Below are 16,641 nucleotides of genomic sequence, written 5' to 3'. Positions count from 1 at the left end.
CGTAGCCATGTCGTTCTGTGAGCCAAGGAGTTGAGTGTTATAGTTGTCTTCCTAAGACCGCTTGGCCTCCGACTTGTTCGCAGAATCGATCGTGTTCCTGACCATGTCGCTGCTCGGCGGCGTGGCCTCGCCGATTGGCTCGGTGATCGGTACGGGCCTCCTGATCCTGATCCCGGAATGGCTGCGCTTCCTCAAGAGCGTGCCGGGACTTTATCTGGCGATCTACGGCCTGTTCGTGATCCTGATCATTCGCTTCATGCCCGACGGTATCTGGGGTTTTGTGTCGGACGCATTCACGCGCTGGCGTGCGCACACCAAGGCGCCGCCGGCCGCGGCGGCCTTGCAGCTCAAGCCGGCGACGTCAGGCGGCGACATCGTGCTCGAAGTGACCGGGCTCTCGAAGCACTTTGGCGGCCTCAAGGCGGTCGACGGCGTCGATATCGCGGTGAAGCGCGGCAGCGTGCATGCGCTGATTGGGCCGAACGGCTCCGGCAAGACCACGACGCTGAACGTGCTGTCCGGGCTCTACAAGGCGACCGCGGGCAGGATCGTGCTCGACGGCACCGACATCACCAACATGGCGCCGCATCAGCGCACGGCGGCCGGCCTCGGACGCACCTTCCAGAACATCCGCCTGTTCCGCTCGATGACCGCGCTGGAGAATGTCGAGATCGGCGCCGAACGGCCCGGCAACACCATGATCGGGAAGGGCGAGGACGCGCTGACCGAGCGCGCGATGGAGGCGCTGACCTTCGTCGGGCTCGGTAACCGCGCCAACGAATTGATCTCGAGCTTCTCCTACGGCCACCAGCGCCTGATCGAGATCGCGCGGGCGCTGGCGTCGAACCCGACGCTGCTGCTGCTCGACGAGCCGGCGGCCGGTCTCAACTCGACCGAGAAGCTGGAGCTGCATGAGCTGCTGAAGCGCATCGCTGCCCAGGGCCTCACCATCCTGATCATCGATCACGACATGACGCTGGTGTCGGAGGCCGCCCAGCACATCACCGTGCTGAACTTCGGACGCCGCATCGCGGACGGCGAGTCGATGGCGGTGCTGCGCCATCCCGACGTCGTCTCCGCCTATCTCGGGAGCGAATGATGCCGCTGCTCGAAATCCGCAATCTCGTGGTCCGCTACGGCGAGATCGAAGCGCTGCGCGGCGTCACCATCGCCGTGGAGCAGGGCCAGGTGGTCACGCTGCTCGGCGCCAACGGCGCCGGCAAGTCGACCACGCTGCGCGCGATCTCAGGCCTCGCCAAGCCCGCCTCCGGCGACATTATGTTCGACGGCCACTCGATCGCGGGCCTCGGGCCCGAAGCGATCGTCCGGCTCGGCATCTCGCACGTGCCGGAAGGCCGCCGCGTGTTTCCGGGCCTCACCGTGAAAGAGAACATCATGCTCGGCGCATCGAACCGGAAGGTGCCGGCGTCGCAGATCTCGCGCGAGGCCGACGCGATGTTCGATCTGTTCCCGGACATCCGCGCCTTTTCCAACGCGCTCGGCTGGACGCTGTCCGGCGGCCAGCTGCAGATGGTCGCGGTGGCGCGCGGCCTGATGGCCAAGCCGCGGCTGCTGCTGCTCGACGAACCGTCGCTCGGGCTGGCGCCTGTGATCGTGCAGGCGGTGTTCCGCATCATTTCGCAGATCAGGAAGGACACCACGGTCTTGCTCGTCGAGCAAAATGCGCGCATGGGACTTTCGGTCGCCGATCATGGCTTTGTCCTGGAAACGGGGCGGATCGTGCTGGGCGGCAAGCCCGACGAATTGTGGGGCAATGAGGCTATCGCCGCGGCCTATCTCGGCGGCCACGCCAAAACCCACGCCTGACAACGTCCCGTGCTTTACTGAGCGAGCTGGTTTTTCATGGTCACCATCAAGGTCGATAACCTCATCAACTTCGTGTCCGAGGTGTTTTCCCATTCGGAGTCCTCTCCGGAAGAGGCGAAGCGCATCGCGACCTATCTGACGACCGCGAATCTTACAGGTCATGACAGCCACGGCGTGATCCGCGTGCCGGTTTATGTCAGGTGGAAGAAGATGGGCTCGATCGTGCCGAACCAGTCTCCCGAGGTGGTGGTCGACACGCCATCGCTCGCGGTGGTCGACGGCAAGTTCGGCTATGGCCAGACCGTCACGCCGGTTGCGGTCAGACTCGGCATCGAGAAGTGCAAGAAGGCGGGGCTCGCCGCGGTCGCGCTGCGCAACTCCGGTCATCTCGGCCGCGTCGGCGACTGGGCCGAGATGGCCGCCGCCGAAGGTCTTGTTTCAATTCATTTCGTGACCGCGGCCGGCTCGCTGCTGGTTGCGCCTTACGGCGGCGTCGAGAAGCGCCTGTCCACGGCGCCGTATTGCGTCGGCATTCCGCGTCAGGGCCAGGATCCGATCGTGCTCGATTTTGCGACCTCGGTTGTCGCCGAGGGCAAGTGCCTGGTGGCAAGCCGCGGCGGCAAGAAGCTGCCGATCGGCGCGCTCGTCGATGCCGACGGCACGCTGAGCGAGGATCCCCACGTGCTGTATGGGCCGTACACGCCGGACGGACCGCGCGACCACACCAAGGGAACTGGCGCGATCCGCGCCTTCGGCGATCACAAGGGCTCGGGTCTCGCCTTCATCTGCGAACTGCTGGGCGGCGCGCTGACCGGCACCGGCGCGACGTCGTCGGACCGGCGCTTCGCCAACGGCATGATGGCGTTCTACATCGACCCCAAGGTGATCGACACCAGCAATTTCTTCGATGGAGAAATCACCCGCTACACCGATTTCATCCGCGCCACCAAGCCGATCGCGGGCACGGATTCCGTGCTGGTTCCAGGCGATCCGGAGCGGAAAACCCGTGCCGATCGCACCAGGAATGGCATCCCCTTGCCTGACGACACGTGGGCGGCGATAGTGAATACCGCGCGCGAAGTCGGCGTCAGCGAAGTTTCTATCCAGCGGGCGACCAGCTGAAGGCTCGTCCCCCAATAAACCGCAAAGGGAAACGCGATCAATGGCAAACAAGGTCAAGCAAGTCTGGGCATCGGGCAAAGCGGTGGTGAACGCGTGGCTCGCGATCCCCTCGGGATTCTCGGCCGAAGTGATCGCGCAATGCGGCTTCGACAGCGTCACCGTCGACATGCAGCACGGTGTGCAGGATTATCAGTCGATGGTGCAGTGCTTTCAGTCGATGCACGCCCATCCGGTGACGCCGATGGTCCGCGTGCCCTGGAATGAGCCCGGCATCATCGGCAAGGTGCTGGACGGCGGCGCCTATGGCGTGATCTGCCCGATGGTCAACACACCGCAGGAAGCCAGAAACCTCGTCTCCTACGCCAAATATCCGCCGAAGGGCGTGCGCTCCAACGGCCCGATCCGCGCCGGCATGTACGGCTCGGCCGGCACCTATCAGCAGACCGCCAACGACGAGATCGTGCTGCTGCCGATGATGGAGACCAAGACCGCGGTCGAGAACATGGAAGCGATCCTCGATGTCGAAGGCATCGATGGCGTCTATATCGGCCCGTCCGATCTCGGCTTCTCCTACGGCCTGGTGCCGAAGCTCGATCGCGACGAGCCGGAGATCCTCAAGATCTACGAGAAGATCATCAAGGAATGCGGCAAGCGCGGCCTCAATCCGGGCATCCACTGCTCGGGCGCCGAAGGCGCGGTGCGCGCGATCAACATGGGCTTCAAGCTCGTGACGCTGTCGAACGAGGTCGGCCTGATGCAGGTCTACGCCAAGATGCAGGTCAACGCGACCCGCGAGAAGTCCGGCGGCAAGGCGTAAGCTCTGTCCGCGATGTTAGCTCTGCTCCCTCGCCCTGCTTTTGCGGGAAGAGGGTTGGGGTGAGGGGCTCTATCCGGCTAGCACCGTCTTTGTAATTGGCAACGTGCGTCGCCCCTCACCCGAATTGTCGCTGTGCGAGAATTCGACCTCTCCCCGTAAAGGACGGGGAGAGGTGACTAACTCCAAAGGAGAACTCCGATGGCCTCGGCACAAGTGATCCGCCTGCACGCCGACGACAGCGTCCTGATCGCGCGCGCGAGCCTGCCGCCGGGGCTTGAGGTGACTGAGGGCATCACGACGGTCGATCGGATCCCCGCGGGCCACAAGGTCGCGATCAAGCCGATCGCGCAAGGCGAGCCGATCCGGCGCTACGGCCAGATCATCGGCTTTGCGACCCAGCCGATCGCGCCCGGCCAGCACGTACATACGCAGAACTGCGGCATGGGTGATTTCGCCAAGGATTATGCCTATGGCGTCGACGTCAAGCCGGTGCCGAACTTCGATCTGCCGGCGACCTTCGAAGGCATCCGCCGCGCCGACGGCCGCGTCGCGACCCGCAACTATATCGGCATCCTCACCTCGGTGAATTGCAGCGCCCATGTCGCCGGCATCGTGGCCGACATGTTCAAGAAGAATCCGTTCACCGGCGACAATCCGCTCGCCGATTACCCGAGTGTCGACGGCGTCGTCGCGCTGACCCACAAGACCGGCTGCGGCATGACCCAGGACGAGCCCTTGGCGCTGCTCCGCCGCACGCTCGGCGGCTATGCGCGGCACGTCAATTTCTCCAACGTCATTGTGCTCGGCCTCGGCTGCGAGGTGAACCAGATCGGCGGCCTGATGCAGGAGCAGAAGCTCGCCGGTCGTCTGCGCGCGATGGACATCCAGGAGGTCGGCGGCACCCGCAAGACGGTGGAAGCCGGCGTTGCCTTCGTCAAGGAAGCGCTCGCCGACGCCAACAAGGTCAAGCGCGAGGCGGTGCCGGCGAGCGAGCTCACCGTGGCGCTGCAATGCGGCGGCTCGGATGGTTACTCCGGCGTATCCGCCAATCCGGCGCTCGGCGCGGCGAGCGATCTGCTGGTCCGTCACGGCGGCACCGTGATCCTCTCGGAGACGCCCGAGACCTATGGCGCGGAGCATCTGCTGACTCGCCGCGCCGTCAGCCGCGAGGTCGGCGAGAAGCTGGTCGGCCTGATGCGCTGGTGGGAGGAGTACACCCAGCGTGAGGGCGCCGAAATGAACGCCAATCCGAGCCCGGGCAACAAGGCCGGCGGTCTCACCACCATCCTTGAGAAGTCGCTGGGCGCGATGGCCAAGGCCGGCAGCACCAACCTCGTCGACGTCCTCAACTACGCCGAGCCCGTCACCAAGAAGGGCTTTGTGTTCATGGACACGCCGGGCTACGACCCGGTCGCCGCGACCGGGCAGGTCGCCGGCGGCGCCAACCTCGTCTGCTTCACCACCGGCCGCGGCAGCGTGTTCGGCTGCAAGCCGGCGCCGTCGATCAAGCTCGCGACCAACACGCCGATGTACAAGCGGATGGAAGACGACATGGACGTCAATTGCGGCACCATCCTCGACGGCGAGGAGAGCGTGCAGGAATGCGGCCAGCGCATCTTCGACCTCATCCTCAAGACCGCCTCGGGCCAGCCGACCAAGAGCGAGAGCTTTGACTTCGGCGGCGCTGAATTCGCGCCGTGGGTGCTGGGCGCGACGATGTAGTTTAGAGCCACGATCTAGCCTTTCACTCCGCCGTCGTCCCTGCGAAAGCTATGCGAAAGCTGGGACCCATAACCACCGGCCGTAGTGATGTGCGAGGCGTCTGCCATCGTCTTTCATCATTAGGACCACGCGGTCTGGGTCCCTGCTTTCGCATTGCTTTCGCAGGGACGACAAGGAAGTACGTTGGCGAATGAAGCTTCCCGGACTACGCTGCGCTCCATCCGGGCTACGGAGGGGACGGAGGAAGCATGCGCGCGCGTTGGTTGGGAATTGTTGGATGCATTGCATTTCTCGCCGCTTTGAGCCTCGGCGCCGCTTCGGCTGACGCCGCAACCATAGTCGCGCTTGGCGCGAGCAATACCTACGGCAAGGGCGTGGCGCGCAACCAGGCCTATCCCGCGCAGCTCGAAGCGATCTTGCGGGCGAAGGGATTGAGCGTCCGCATCGTGAACGCCGGCATCAACGGCGAGACCACGGAAGGGATGCTGCAACGCCTCGACCGCGCCGTCCCGAACGGGACCCGTGCGGTTATTTTGCAGCCAGGCGGCAATGACCGGCGCAAGGGCAGCCCTGACCGGACCGCGGATATCCAAAGTCGTCTCAGCGCCCGTGGCATCGCGGTGATCATGCTCCCTAACGGGATGCTGGGTGGACTCCCCCATCAGCCCGATGGTGTGCATTTGACCCCCGAGGGCTATCATATGCTCGCCGAGCAGCTTGCTTCGCAGGTATCCGGCGCAATCGGCCGCTAGCAATCGCGTAGCCCGGATGAAGCCAACGGGTCGCGCGAATGCGCGCCCGATGACAGGCTCCGCGCAATCCGGGACTCTTCCTGCGGATGAAGGCCCCGGATTTCGCTTTCGCTCCATCAGGGCTACGGATCGCGCCCTTACCTTGGGCACCCCGTGCCCGTTGTTAGTGCTTGATGTCGACCGGCAGCAGTGTTCTGCTCAAAAAAGCTGCTGGAGCCCTCGGTCCGTGTCGATATCAGTCGCACTGCATCACGTCACGCACTACAAATACGACCGGCCGATCGATCTCGGGCCTCAGACCATTCGGCTTCGGCCCGCGCCGCATACGCGCATGCCGATCACGAGCTATTCGCTCAAGGTCACGCCCGCCAATCACTTCGTGAACTGGCAGCAAGACCCGCAGGGCAACTGGCTGGCGCGCTACGTCTTTCCAGAGAAGACCACCGAGCTCAAGGTCGAGGTCGATTTCACCGCTGACATGACGGTGGTCAATCCGTTCGACTTCTTCGTAGAGCCCTTTGCCAACAGCTTTCCGTTCGAATATCCCGGCGATCTCAAGACCGAGCTCGCGCCCTATCTCGAGACCGATGAGGCCGAGCCGCTGCTCGCGGCTTACCTGAAGGAGATTCCGCGCCAGGCCGACAGCACCGTCAACTTCCTGGTCGAGCTGAACGCGCAGCTGCAAAAGAAGATCAGCTACGTCATCCGCATGGAGGCCGGCATCCAGACGCCGGAGGAGACCTTGGCCGCGGGCTCCGGCTCCTGCCGCGACTCGGCGTGGCTCTTGATCCAGACGCTGCGCCACCTCGGGCTCGCCGCGCGTTTCGTCTCCGGATATCTCATTCAGCTGCGGCCGGACATCGATCCGCTCGAGGGGCCGCGCGAGGTCGAGAGCGATTTCACCGACCTGCACGCCTGGGCCGAGGTCTATCTGCCGGGCGCGGGCTGGATCGGTTTCGACGTCACCTCCGGCATGCTGACGGGCGAGGGCCACATCCCGGTGTGCGCCACGCCACATTATCGCTCGGCCGCGCCGGTGACCGGTACCGCGGGCGTTGCCAATGTCGAGTTCGGCTTCGAGATGAGCGTCAAGCGCATCGGCGAGGCGCCGCGCATCACCAAACCATTCTCCGATGAATCCTGGGCGCGGCTCGACCAGCTCGGCGAGCAGGTCGATGCCGACCTGAGGAAAGACGATGTGCGCCTGACCATGGGCGGCGAGCCGACCTTCGTTTCTGTCGACGATCTGGAATCGCCGGAGTGGAATGTCGCCGCGGTCGGCCCGACCAAGCGCGCGCTCGCCGACGAATTGATCCGCAAGCTGCGCACGCGGTTCGCGCCGGGCGGCCTGCTGCATTACGGCCAGGGCAAATGGTATCCCGGCGAGAGCCTGCCGCGCTGGGCGTTCGGTCTCTACTGGCGCAAGGACGGCAAGCCGATCTGGAAGAATGCCGAGCTGATCGCCGGCATTGAGAATTCGCGCAGGGCCGAGATCGCGGAGGCCCAGCGTTTCGTCAAAGTAACAGCAACCAAGCTTGGTCTCGGCGTCGACTATGCCATGCCGGCTTATGAAGATCCCGCCTTCTGGCTGCAGCGTGAAGCCAGCCTGCCGGCCAATGTCAGCCCGGCGAATTCCAAGCTGACCGATCCGGAAGAGCGCGCCCGGATGGCGCGGGTGTTCGACGAGGGGTTGACCACGCCGAAAGGTTACGTGCTGCCGATCCAGCGCTGGAGCCCGCTCGGTGATCGCGTGCCGGCACGCTGGCGCAGCGAGCGCTGGAAGATCCGGCGTAGCCATCTGTTCCTGTCACCCGGCGACTCGCCGCTGGGCTTGCGGCTTCCGATCGCCTCGCTCGAATATGTGCCGCCGGACGATTATCCCTACGTCGTCGAACGCGATCCGATGGCGACGCGCGACGTGCTTTCCGACGAGCTGCAGCAAGCCTTGAAGGAGATTCCCGAGCCGCTGCCGGTGCGCACCGCGATGTCGATCGAGGTTCGCGACGGCGTGCTGTGCGCCTTCATGCCGCCGGTCGAGAAGGTCGAGGATTATCTCGACCTGATCGCAGCGATCGAAGCCGCGGCCGAAGAGTTGCAGCTGCAGGTGCACGTCGAGGGTTATGCACCGCCCTTCGATCCGCGCATCGAGGTGATCAAGGTGACGCCGGATCCCGGCGTGATCGAGATCAACGTGCAGCCGGCGCAGAGTTGGCGCGAGGCCGTCGACATCACGCTCGGCCTCTATGAGGACTCCGCCAAGACGCGGTTAGGGGCCAACCGTTTCCTGATCGACGGCCGCCACACGGGCACCGGCGGTGGCAACCACATCGTGGTCGGCGGCAGCAGGCCGGAGGATTCACCGTTCCTGCGCCGGCCCGATCTGTTGAAGAGCCTCGTGCTGTACTGGCAGCGGCATCCGTCGCTGTCCTACCTGTTTTCCGGCATGTTCATCGGCCCGACCAGCCAGGCGCCGCGCATCGACGAGGCGCGGCATGACGGGCTCTATGAGCTGGAGATTGCGCTGTCGCACGTGCCGCCGCCGGGCATGGATGCGCCGCTGTGGCTGGTCGATCGCCTGTTCCGGCATATCCTGGTCGACATCACCGGCAACACCCACCGCGCCGAGATCTGCATCGACAAGCTGTATTCGCCCGACGGCCCGACCGGCCGGCTTGGCCTGGTCGAATTCCGCGCGCTCGAAATGCCGCCCGACCCGCGGATGTCGCTGGCGCAGCAACTGTTGATCCGCGCGCTGATCGCAAAGCTGTGGCGTGAGCCGCAGCAGGGCAGGTTCGTGCGCTGGGGCACCGCGCTGCATGACCGGTTCATGCTACCGCATTTCCTCTGGGAGGATTTCCTCGGCGTGCTCGCCGAGCTCAAGCAATCCGGTTACGACGTCGAGCCGGAATGGTACCAGGCACAGCTCGAATTCCGCTTCCCCGCCTTCGGCCGCGTTCATCACGGCGGCGTCGGTCTCGAACTGCGGCAGGCGCTCGAGCCCTGGCATGTGCTGGGCGAGGAGGGCACCTCGGGCGGCACCGTGCGCTACGTCGATTCGTCGGTCGAGCGTCTCCAGGTGAAGGCGACCGGATTCGTCGATGGGCGCCATGTCATCACCTGCAACGGCAGACGGATGCCGATGACCGAGACCGGCCGTGCCGGCGAGGCGGTCGCTGGTGTCCGCTTCAAGGCCTGGCAGCCGGCCTCCGGCCTGCATCCGACCATTCCCGTGCATGCGCCGCTGACGTTTGACCTGATCGACACCTGGAACGGACGCTCGCTCGGCGGCTGCGTCTATCATGTCGCCCATCCCGGCGGCCGCAACTACGAGACCAAGCCGGTCAATTCCTACGAGGCCGAGGCGCGGCGGCTGGCGCGCTTCCAGGAGCACGGCCATACTCCCGGCAAGATCGAGACGCCGCCGGAGGAACGCACAATTGAGTTTCCCTTGACCCTCGACTTGCGGACGCCGCTCCTGCACTAATTGTGTCAAGGGGAAGTGGAATGTCCGCATCGGGTGGCAATAGTCCAGGCAGCAGTCAGGAGAGCAGGGCCCGTCCCGGTCAGCGCCGGATGGCGCAGTGGACCCGCGACTATGTCCGGCTGCCCGGCATTCCCGACGAGTATATTGCAGACAACGGCGCGCCGCGGCCGGTCTGGGCCCGCTTCTTCGACGCCTTTGCCGCGCTGTCGCCGGCCGATATCGAGCGCCGCTTCGCCTCCGCCGATCGCCATCTGCATGAGGCCGGCGTCACCTATCGCGCGCCGGGCGACACTTCCGACCGGATCTGGCCGCTCAGCCATCTGCCGCTGATCATCGACGCGGCGGACTGGCGCCAGCTCGCCGCCGGTGTCGCGCAACGCGCGCAGCTGCTGGAGATGGTGCTGGCCGACCTCTACGGCGAAGGCCGCCTCGTTGCGGACGGCGCCATCCCTGCCGCGGCGATCGCCGGCAGCAGCGAGTATCTGCGCGCGGTCAGCGGCATCAAGCCGCCGGGGGGCCGCTATCTGCATCTCTATGCCGCCGACATCGGCCGCGGGCCTGACGGCCGCTGGTGGGTGCTCGGCGATCGCACGCAGGCACCGTCGGGCGCGGGCTATGCGCTGGAAAACCGCCTGGTGCTGTCGCGCGCCTTTTCCAATCTCTACAAGTCGATGAATGTCGAGCGCGTCGCGCCGTTCTTCGAGGCGTTCCGCGATTCGCTGCGCGCCAGCGCCGATCGCGACGAGCCGCGGATCGGCCTGCTGACGCCCGGCGCGTTCAGCGAGACCTACTTCGAGCACGCCACGCTGGCGCGCTATCTCGGTTTCCTGCTGGTCGAGGGCGACGATCTCGCGGTCTCAGGCGATCGCGTCCACATCCGCACCGTCGCCGGGCTGAAGCGGCTCGACGTGCTGCTGCGCCGGGTCGATTCCAACATGCTCGATCCGCTCGAGCTCGACGCGTCCTCCTATCTCGGCGTGCCCGGGCTTGTCGAGGTTCTGCGCAAGGGCGGCGTCGTGGTCGCCAACATGCCGGGCTCCGGCGTGATGGAGGCGAGGGCGCTGCTCGGCTTCCTGCCCAATCTGTGCCGGCGCCTGCTCTCTGAAGACCTGATGATGCCGCACATCGCGACCTGGTGGTGCGGCCAGAAATCCGCCCGCGAAGAGGTGCTGTCGCGGCTCGACGAGTTCGCGATCGAAGGCGCCTATGGCCGCGGCGTTGCGGATTTTCCCGGCAACGGACCGGTGCTCCCGGGCGAATTGTCGGCAGCGGACCGCGACCGCCTGAAGGATGCCATCAGCCATCGCGGCATCGATTATGTCGGTCAGGAGCTCGTGCGGCTGTCGACCACGCCGGTATGGGAGAACGGTCGCATCGCGCCGCGTCCGTTCGTGTTGCGGGTGTTCGCGGCGGCGACGCCGAGCGGCTGGACTGTGCTGCCCGGCGGCTTCTGCCGGATTGCCGATCGGGCCGATGCGCGCGCGGTGTCGATGGGCGATGGCGCGGTGTCCGCCGATGTCTGGGTGGTCTCCGACAAGGCGGTTGAGACCTCGACCCTGCTGCCGGCGGTCGACACCGTCCGCATCCGCCGCATCGCCGGCGTGCTGCCGAGCCGCGCCGCCGACAATCTGTTCTGGCTCGGCCGCTATCTGGAGCGCGCCGAGGCCACCATCCGGCTGATCCGCGCGCTGTGCACGCCGTTGCGCGATCCTGCGCGCGCGAATTCGAACGGCTCGGCGCCGGCGATGCATTCGGCCGAGCGCATCCAGCGCATGCTGGTCGCCTGGGGCGCGGCCTCGCAGACCGCGCGCGCCAATCTCGCCAAGGTCGCGCTCGAAGCGCTGCAGAGCGAGGAGAAATTCGGCTCGGCGCTGTCGCTGGTGCGATCCGCGCAGCGCACGGCGACCTCGCTCCGCGAGCGGCTGTCGCCGGACGCTTGGCAGGTCATCACCGAGATGGCTGATCGGCTGGCCATCGAGGTTCATGACGATGACGGCGTCGTCAGCGCCGCCGAATTGACCTTGCAGGAGCTCGCAAGCTTCGCCGGCCTCGCGCAGGAAAACATGAACCGCGCCGCCGGCTGGCGTTTCCTCGAGATGGGCCGCCGCGCCGAGCGCGCCGTCAACACCACGCGCTTTGCCCGTCAGTTCGCCTATGACGAAGCCGGTGACGAGGACCTCGACGTTCTGCTCACGCTGGTCGACTGCCAGATCACTTATCGCTCGCGCTATCTGGTGCAGCCGCTGCTCGCACCGGTGCGCGATCTGGCGGTGCTCGACCCCTACAATCCGCGCTCGGTCGCATTCCAGGTCGCGGCGCTGAACGAGCATATTGCCGCGCTGCCGAGCCTGAAGGAGCATGGCCTGATCGAGCGGCCGCAGCGTCTTGCCGTCGCGGTCGAGGCAATGCTCACAACGGCTGAAGCCTCGAGCCTCGACGTCAAGACGCTGTTCGCGCTAGAGCAGGATCTGCTCAACCTCGCCGACGCGATCGGGCTGCATTATTTCCCGCACGGACCGAATGCCAGCCGGCCGGAGAAGCTCACGGGGCTGGCGTGATCTACGACATCCGTCACGTCACGACCTACAGCTACGAGACCCAGGTCAGCTTCGCGCGCTGCTCGCTGCGGCTGGAGCCGGTCACTGGCGATGGGCAGCAGCTGATCTCGCATTCGGTCGAGATCCGTCCGAGGCCCGCGGAACGCACCGCAAGGCGCGACTTCTTCGGCACGCTCACTGAAAGCGTCCTGATCGAGACCGCGCATCGCAGTCTGCGCATCGATGCCCGCTCGCGGGTCTCGGTGGCGCGACAGCCGCCGGCGTGCGACGCCGCCAGTCCGCCCTGGGAGGACGTGCGTGACAACGCGTTCGAGGCATTGAGCCTCGATGCGGCCTCGCCGGTCGGCTACGTCTTTGCCAGCGCACTGGTGCCGGTGCTACGGCCCGTGACGGCCTACGCTTCCGCGAGCTTTTTGCCCGGCGGCGGCATCCTCACCGGGGCGGCCGACCTGATGCGCCGCATCCGCAACGACTTCAAATACGATCCCAAGGCGACCGTGATCTCGACACCGCTTCGCGACGTGTTCGAGAAGCGCCACGGCGTGTGCCAGGACTTTGCCCATGTGATGATCGCGGGGCTGCGCGGCCTCGGCCTGCCCGCGGCCTATGTCAGCGGCTATTTGCGCACCATTCCGCCGCCGGGCCAGCCGCGGCTGCAGGGCGCCGACGCCACCCATGCCTGGGTCTCGGTCTGGTGCGGCAGCGCGCTCGGCTGGGTCGGGTTCGACCCGACCAACGATCTGATGGTCGGGAGCGACCACATCATTCTCGCCATCGGCCGCGACTTCGCCGACGTCTCGCCGGTCGATGGCGTCATCGTCGGCGCGCGCAAGCAAAAGCTCGCCGTTGCGGTTGACGTGCTGCCGGTGGAGTGAGCGAGACGGGCGGGCGGCGCGTTCGACCGCGCCAATGCGGTCGCGATCAGGCGACGTGCCGCTTGCCCGATTTATCCCACCCGATCGGGCTGACGATGACGCGGTCGCGGCCTTCACGCTTGGCTTGATAGAGCGCAAGGTCCGCGGCCTTGAGCAGATCGCGCGACGTGCGCTCGTGGTCCGGGACGAGGCAGGACAATCCGATGCTGACGGTCGGCAACTCAGGCTCGGATTCCCGCGCGGCCGCCAGCTTGGCGCGGATCCGTTCGGCAATTTCCAGGGCGCCCGCCTTGCCGATGCCGGGCAGCAACACCGAAAATTCCTCGCCGCCATAGCGGGCGCCGAGATCAGTTGCACGCTTGGCGCTGCCTGCGATGCACCGTCCCACGGTGGTGAGCACGGCGTCGCCGGCCTGATGCCCGTACGTGTCGTTGTAGATCTTGAAATGATCGACGTCGATCATCAGAAGCGAGACCGGCGCCTTTGCACGCATGCCACGGCGCCATTCGACGTCAAGGGTATCGTCGAGGCGGCGACGATTGGCGAGGCCCGTCAGTGCATCCGTGCTCGCGAGGTGCGCGAGCCGGTCTTCCGCGGCGGCCCGCCGTTTGAGAGCGGCCACCAGGTAGAACATCAGCACGATCGAGAAGCCGCAGAGCGCTGCCACCACGCTGCCGATCAGCCAGAGCTGCTGCCACCAGTCGGCATAGATGCCGTCGAGCGCAAGACCCTCGGCGATGAGCAGGCGATTGTGTCCGACCGCCTGGAAAACATAGAGCCGGCTGACATGATCGACGATCGATTTCGTGATGTAGGAGCCGGATTGTCGTGCCGGAAATTGCTTGAAGACCAGAGAGTCCTTGATGCTTTGCCCGATCTTGCTGATGTCGAACGGGGCGCGCATCAGTATGACGCCATCGCTGTTGAACAGCGCCATGCTGTCGCCGAAGCCGAAATTCAGCTTGCGAAACAGATTGTGGAAATAGCTGAGCCGCATGCTGCCCGCGACCACGCCGGCAAAGGAACCGTCGTCATTGTTGATGCGGCGGCTGAGGCTGATCAGATATTCGCCGTCAGAGGTAATCCACGGAGCGCTGATGAACAGCCCGCCGTCCGCTCGCGTCTGATGTGCCCGGAAGAAGTCTCGATCGGCGAAATTTGCGGCCCGCGGCGTCAACGTCCTGGAATCGAGCGTGACGTCCCCCGCCGCATTCAGCACAAGGATCGAGCCGAGATCCTTGGCCGTGGCGGCGCGGTCGAACAGCACGACTTGGCGAAGCTCCGGGCTGATCTTGCCGAGTTCCTGCAGCTTGACGCCGTCGGCGACCGCCTGGAGCGAGAGGTCGTAGAGGTCGATGTTGCGGTCGATCTCGCTGGCGATGGAGGCGACGAGGTTGGTCGCACCTTGCTTCGCATGCTGATAGTCCTTGCCCGCCATCTCCCAGAGGATGGATGCGCAGATCGCCGAAAAGCAGAGAACGAGGCCGATCCCGAGCGCAAGGAGCCGTTTGGTCGGCACTGCCTTCGGCTTTGGCAAAAGCCCGTTCATTGCTCGGTTCCACTTCCCCGCGCCCTCGCGCAGCGACGCTTTTCTATGGAGGCATCAAATTGAGAAATGCGACCCGAAGCGGAGGCAATTTGTGTCCGTGCGTTGGGAGAGTCTTAACCATCCGGATTGCCGGGGCCCTGTCGCAGGGCCCCGCCAGATCGCCGCTCAGGTTCCGGTCCGCTGCAGGCCGTCGGCCGCGTCGCTGCGCAGGTTGCGGAAGAACTGCTCGACCTCGCGCGACAGCGTCTCGGCAGTTGTGGTCAGATCGTTCGAGGCCGCGAGCACCGATTCCGCCGCCTTGCTGGTTTGGTCCATGTCATCGCGGAGCGAGCCGACATTAGTGACCAGGGTCTCGTTGCCCTGGGCGGCCATCTGGGCATTGGCGGAGATTTCGCGCGTCGCCGCGTCCTGCTGGCCGACCGCGCTCGCGATGTTCGCGGTGACGTTGCTGATCTCGCGCACCGCCTGACCGATCTCGCGCACGGCGGCCACGGAGTTGCGGGTCGAGGCCTGGATCAGGCCCACATTCTCGCTGATCTCGGCGGTTGCCTTCGCGGTCTGGCCGGCCAGCGCCTTGACCTCATGCGCGACGACGGCGAAGCCACGGCCGGCATCGCCGGCGCGGGCGGCTTCGATGGTGGCGTTGAGGGCGAGCAGGTTAGTCTGCTCGGCGATCGCCTGGATCAGGCTCAGCACCCCGTCGATGCGCTGGGTGGTGGCGGCAAGGCCCTCGATCTCGGTGATCGAGCGGTCGGTGCGCGCACCGGCCTGATCGACTGCGCCGGACGACTGCTTGACCTGGCGGCCGATCTCCTCGACCGAGGCGGAGAGTTCTTCGGCTGCGCCCGCCACCGCGGAGACGTTGCTCGAGGCCTGTTCGGTGGCGCCTGCCGCCGCCACCGCGCGGTCGCTGGCGTCCGACGCGACGGTTGCGATGGTCCGCGCGGTTTGACGCATCGTCGCGGCGTTGTCGTGCACCGCGCGGAGCACCTCGCCGATCGTGCCACGGAACGCTTCGACGAAGGTCTCGATATGCCGGCCGCGCGCGTCGCGCGCCTCGGAATCCTGTACGACCTGCGCGTTGAGGCTGCGATTGCGGTCCATCGCCTCCTGGAAGACCTTGATGGCGCGTGCCAGTGCGCCGATCTCGTCGCTGCGCCCGACATGCGGTACTTCGACATGGTCGGTGCCCTCGGCGACGCGCTTGATCGTCATGGTGATCTGCGACAGCGGCCGGGCCACCGAGCGGGCGATGATCAGCACGCCGAGTACCACCACAATCAAGGCCGCGGCGCCGAGGCCGGTCAGCACCAGCGCCATCGTGCGGTTGGTGTCGGTCTCCCGCGCCAGCTTCTTGCTGCGGTCGGCATAGACCTTGGAGAGCGCCTCGAGATCCTTGTTCAGTGCGGTGCGCACGTCGCGGTTGGCGTCGTTGTCGCCCCATTCCCGCCCGGCTGCGGCGCCGATCTCGATGCCGCGGCGTACCAGCTCTTTGCGGAAATCGATGAACTGCTCGATGCGCTTCTTGAACACCGCGAACTGGGCGGCGTCGTCGGCCTGCACCAGCGTTTCCCAGTTCTTGACCACGCCGAGAATGCGTTCGTTGAACGCCAGCAGCCCGTCGCCGTATTTCTTCACCGCTGCCGGATCGGTCGACATGTAGATGCCGCGGGATTCCATCACCACGGCGTAGACCAGTGAATTGACCCGCTCGACATTGAGTGCGGCACGGCTTGCGAGGTCGACGGCCTCGGTCAGCTCGGCATTACGCCGCGCATTGTATTCGGACAGGAAGGTGATGGCCGCGGTCAGCGCCGCAATCAGCGCAAACGTCGAGTACAGCCTGGCAGCAAGCGAGAATCGGGATGCCATTGGAGGCCGGGACATGGAGATGGGGGATGTGACGGGGGCGGGCATTGCGGGGCACTCCAAGAG

10 protein-coding genes and 1 pseudogene are annotated in these 16,641 nt (G+C 65.7%); 9 read left to right on the top strand and 2 right to left on the bottom strand.

Going from position 1 to position 16,641, the window contains the following annotated elements; translation table 11 throughout:
- Positions 1 to 76: 76 nt before the first annotated feature.
- The 9 genes and pseudogenes from Q2M23_RS04995 to Q2M23_RS04955 form a co-directional block, all read left to right on the top strand.
- A pseudogene (locus Q2M23_RS04995) lies at positions 77 to 1,099 on the top strand (ATP-binding cassette domain-containing protein); the annotation flags it as partial.
- Positions 1,099 to 1,827 (top strand): ABC transporter ATP-binding protein, encoded by a 729-nt coding sequence (locus Q2M23_RS04990; protein WP_057015754.1) that lies wholly within the window; start codon positions 1,099 to 1,101, stop codon positions 1,825 to 1,827. The pseudogene Q2M23_RS04995 and the gene Q2M23_RS04990, both read left to right, overlap by 1 nt.
- Before the next feature lie 36 nt (positions 1,828 to 1,863).
- On the top strand, positions 1,864 to 2,949 hold the full coding sequence (locus Q2M23_RS04985; RefSeq protein ID WP_057015713.1) for a malate/lactate/ureidoglycolate dehydrogenase: 1,086 nt from the start codon (positions 1,864 to 1,866) through the stop codon (positions 2,947 to 2,949).
- A 40-nt stretch (positions 2,950 to 2,989) separates the two neighbouring features.
- Positions 2,990 to 3,766, top strand: a complete 777-nt coding sequence (locus Q2M23_RS04980) for an HpcH/HpaI aldolase family protein (protein ID WP_229189433.1) — start codon at positions 2,990 to 2,992, stop codon at positions 3,764 to 3,766.
- Positions 3,767 to 3,964: 198 nt separating this feature from the next.
- Complete coding sequence (locus Q2M23_RS04975) at positions 3,965 to 5,488, top strand: altronate dehydratase family protein (protein WP_316394708.1); 1,524 nt, start codon at positions 3,965 to 3,967, stop codon at positions 5,486 to 5,488.
- Between the two features lie 248 nt (positions 5,489 to 5,736).
- Positions 5,737 to 6,240 carry a GDSL-type esterase/lipase family protein gene (locus Q2M23_RS04970; RefSeq protein WP_316394705.1) on the top strand — a complete coding sequence of 168 codons (504 nt, stop codon included), beginning with the start codon at positions 5,737 to 5,739 and terminating at the stop codon, positions 6,238 to 6,240.
- Between the two features lie 226 nt (positions 6,241 to 6,466).
- Positions 6,467 to 9,724: a transglutaminase family protein gene (locus Q2M23_RS04965; protein WP_316394703.1), complete on the top strand. Its 3,258-nt coding sequence runs from the start codon at positions 6,467 to 6,469 to the stop codon at positions 9,722 to 9,724.
- A 20-nt stretch (positions 9,725 to 9,744) separates the two neighbouring features.
- A complete protein-coding gene (locus Q2M23_RS04960; RefSeq protein WP_253587413.1) occupies positions 9,745 to 12,282 on the top strand; it encodes a circularly permuted type 2 ATP-grasp protein in 2,538 nt (845 codons plus the stop codon).
- The gene (locus Q2M23_RS04955; protein WP_229189438.1) at positions 12,279 to 13,157 is read left to right on the top strand and encodes a transglutaminase family protein; all 879 of its coding nucleotides are present in this window, start codon (positions 12,279 to 12,281) and stop codon (positions 13,155 to 13,157) included. Before Q2M23_RS04960 ends, Q2M23_RS04955 begins: the two co-directional genes overlap by 4 nt.
- Before the next feature lie 46 nt (positions 13,158 to 13,203).
- On the opposite strand, the gene Q2M23_RS04950 is transcribed toward Q2M23_RS04955, so the two are convergent.
- Positions 13,204 to 14,706, bottom strand: a complete 1,503-nt coding sequence (locus Q2M23_RS04950; RefSeq protein WP_229189439.1) for a sensor domain-containing diguanylate cyclase — start codon at positions 14,704 to 14,706, stop codon at positions 13,204 to 13,206.
- Between the two features lie 165 nt (positions 14,707 to 14,871).
- Positions 14,872 to 16,578, bottom strand: a complete 1,707-nt coding sequence (locus Q2M23_RS04945; RefSeq protein ID WP_316394694.1) for a methyl-accepting chemotaxis protein — start codon at positions 16,576 to 16,578, stop codon at positions 14,872 to 14,874.
- Between the last annotated feature and the right edge of the window lie 63 nt (positions 16,579 to 16,641).

The sequence above is a fragment of the Bradyrhizobium sp. 33ap4 genome (assembly GCF_032654765.1).
In the GTDB taxonomy this organism is placed as follows: Bacteria; Pseudomonadota; Alphaproteobacteria; order Rhizobiales; family Xanthobacteraceae; genus Bradyrhizobium; species Bradyrhizobium australafricanum.
This window is presented reverse-complemented; position numbering and strand designations above follow the sequence as displayed.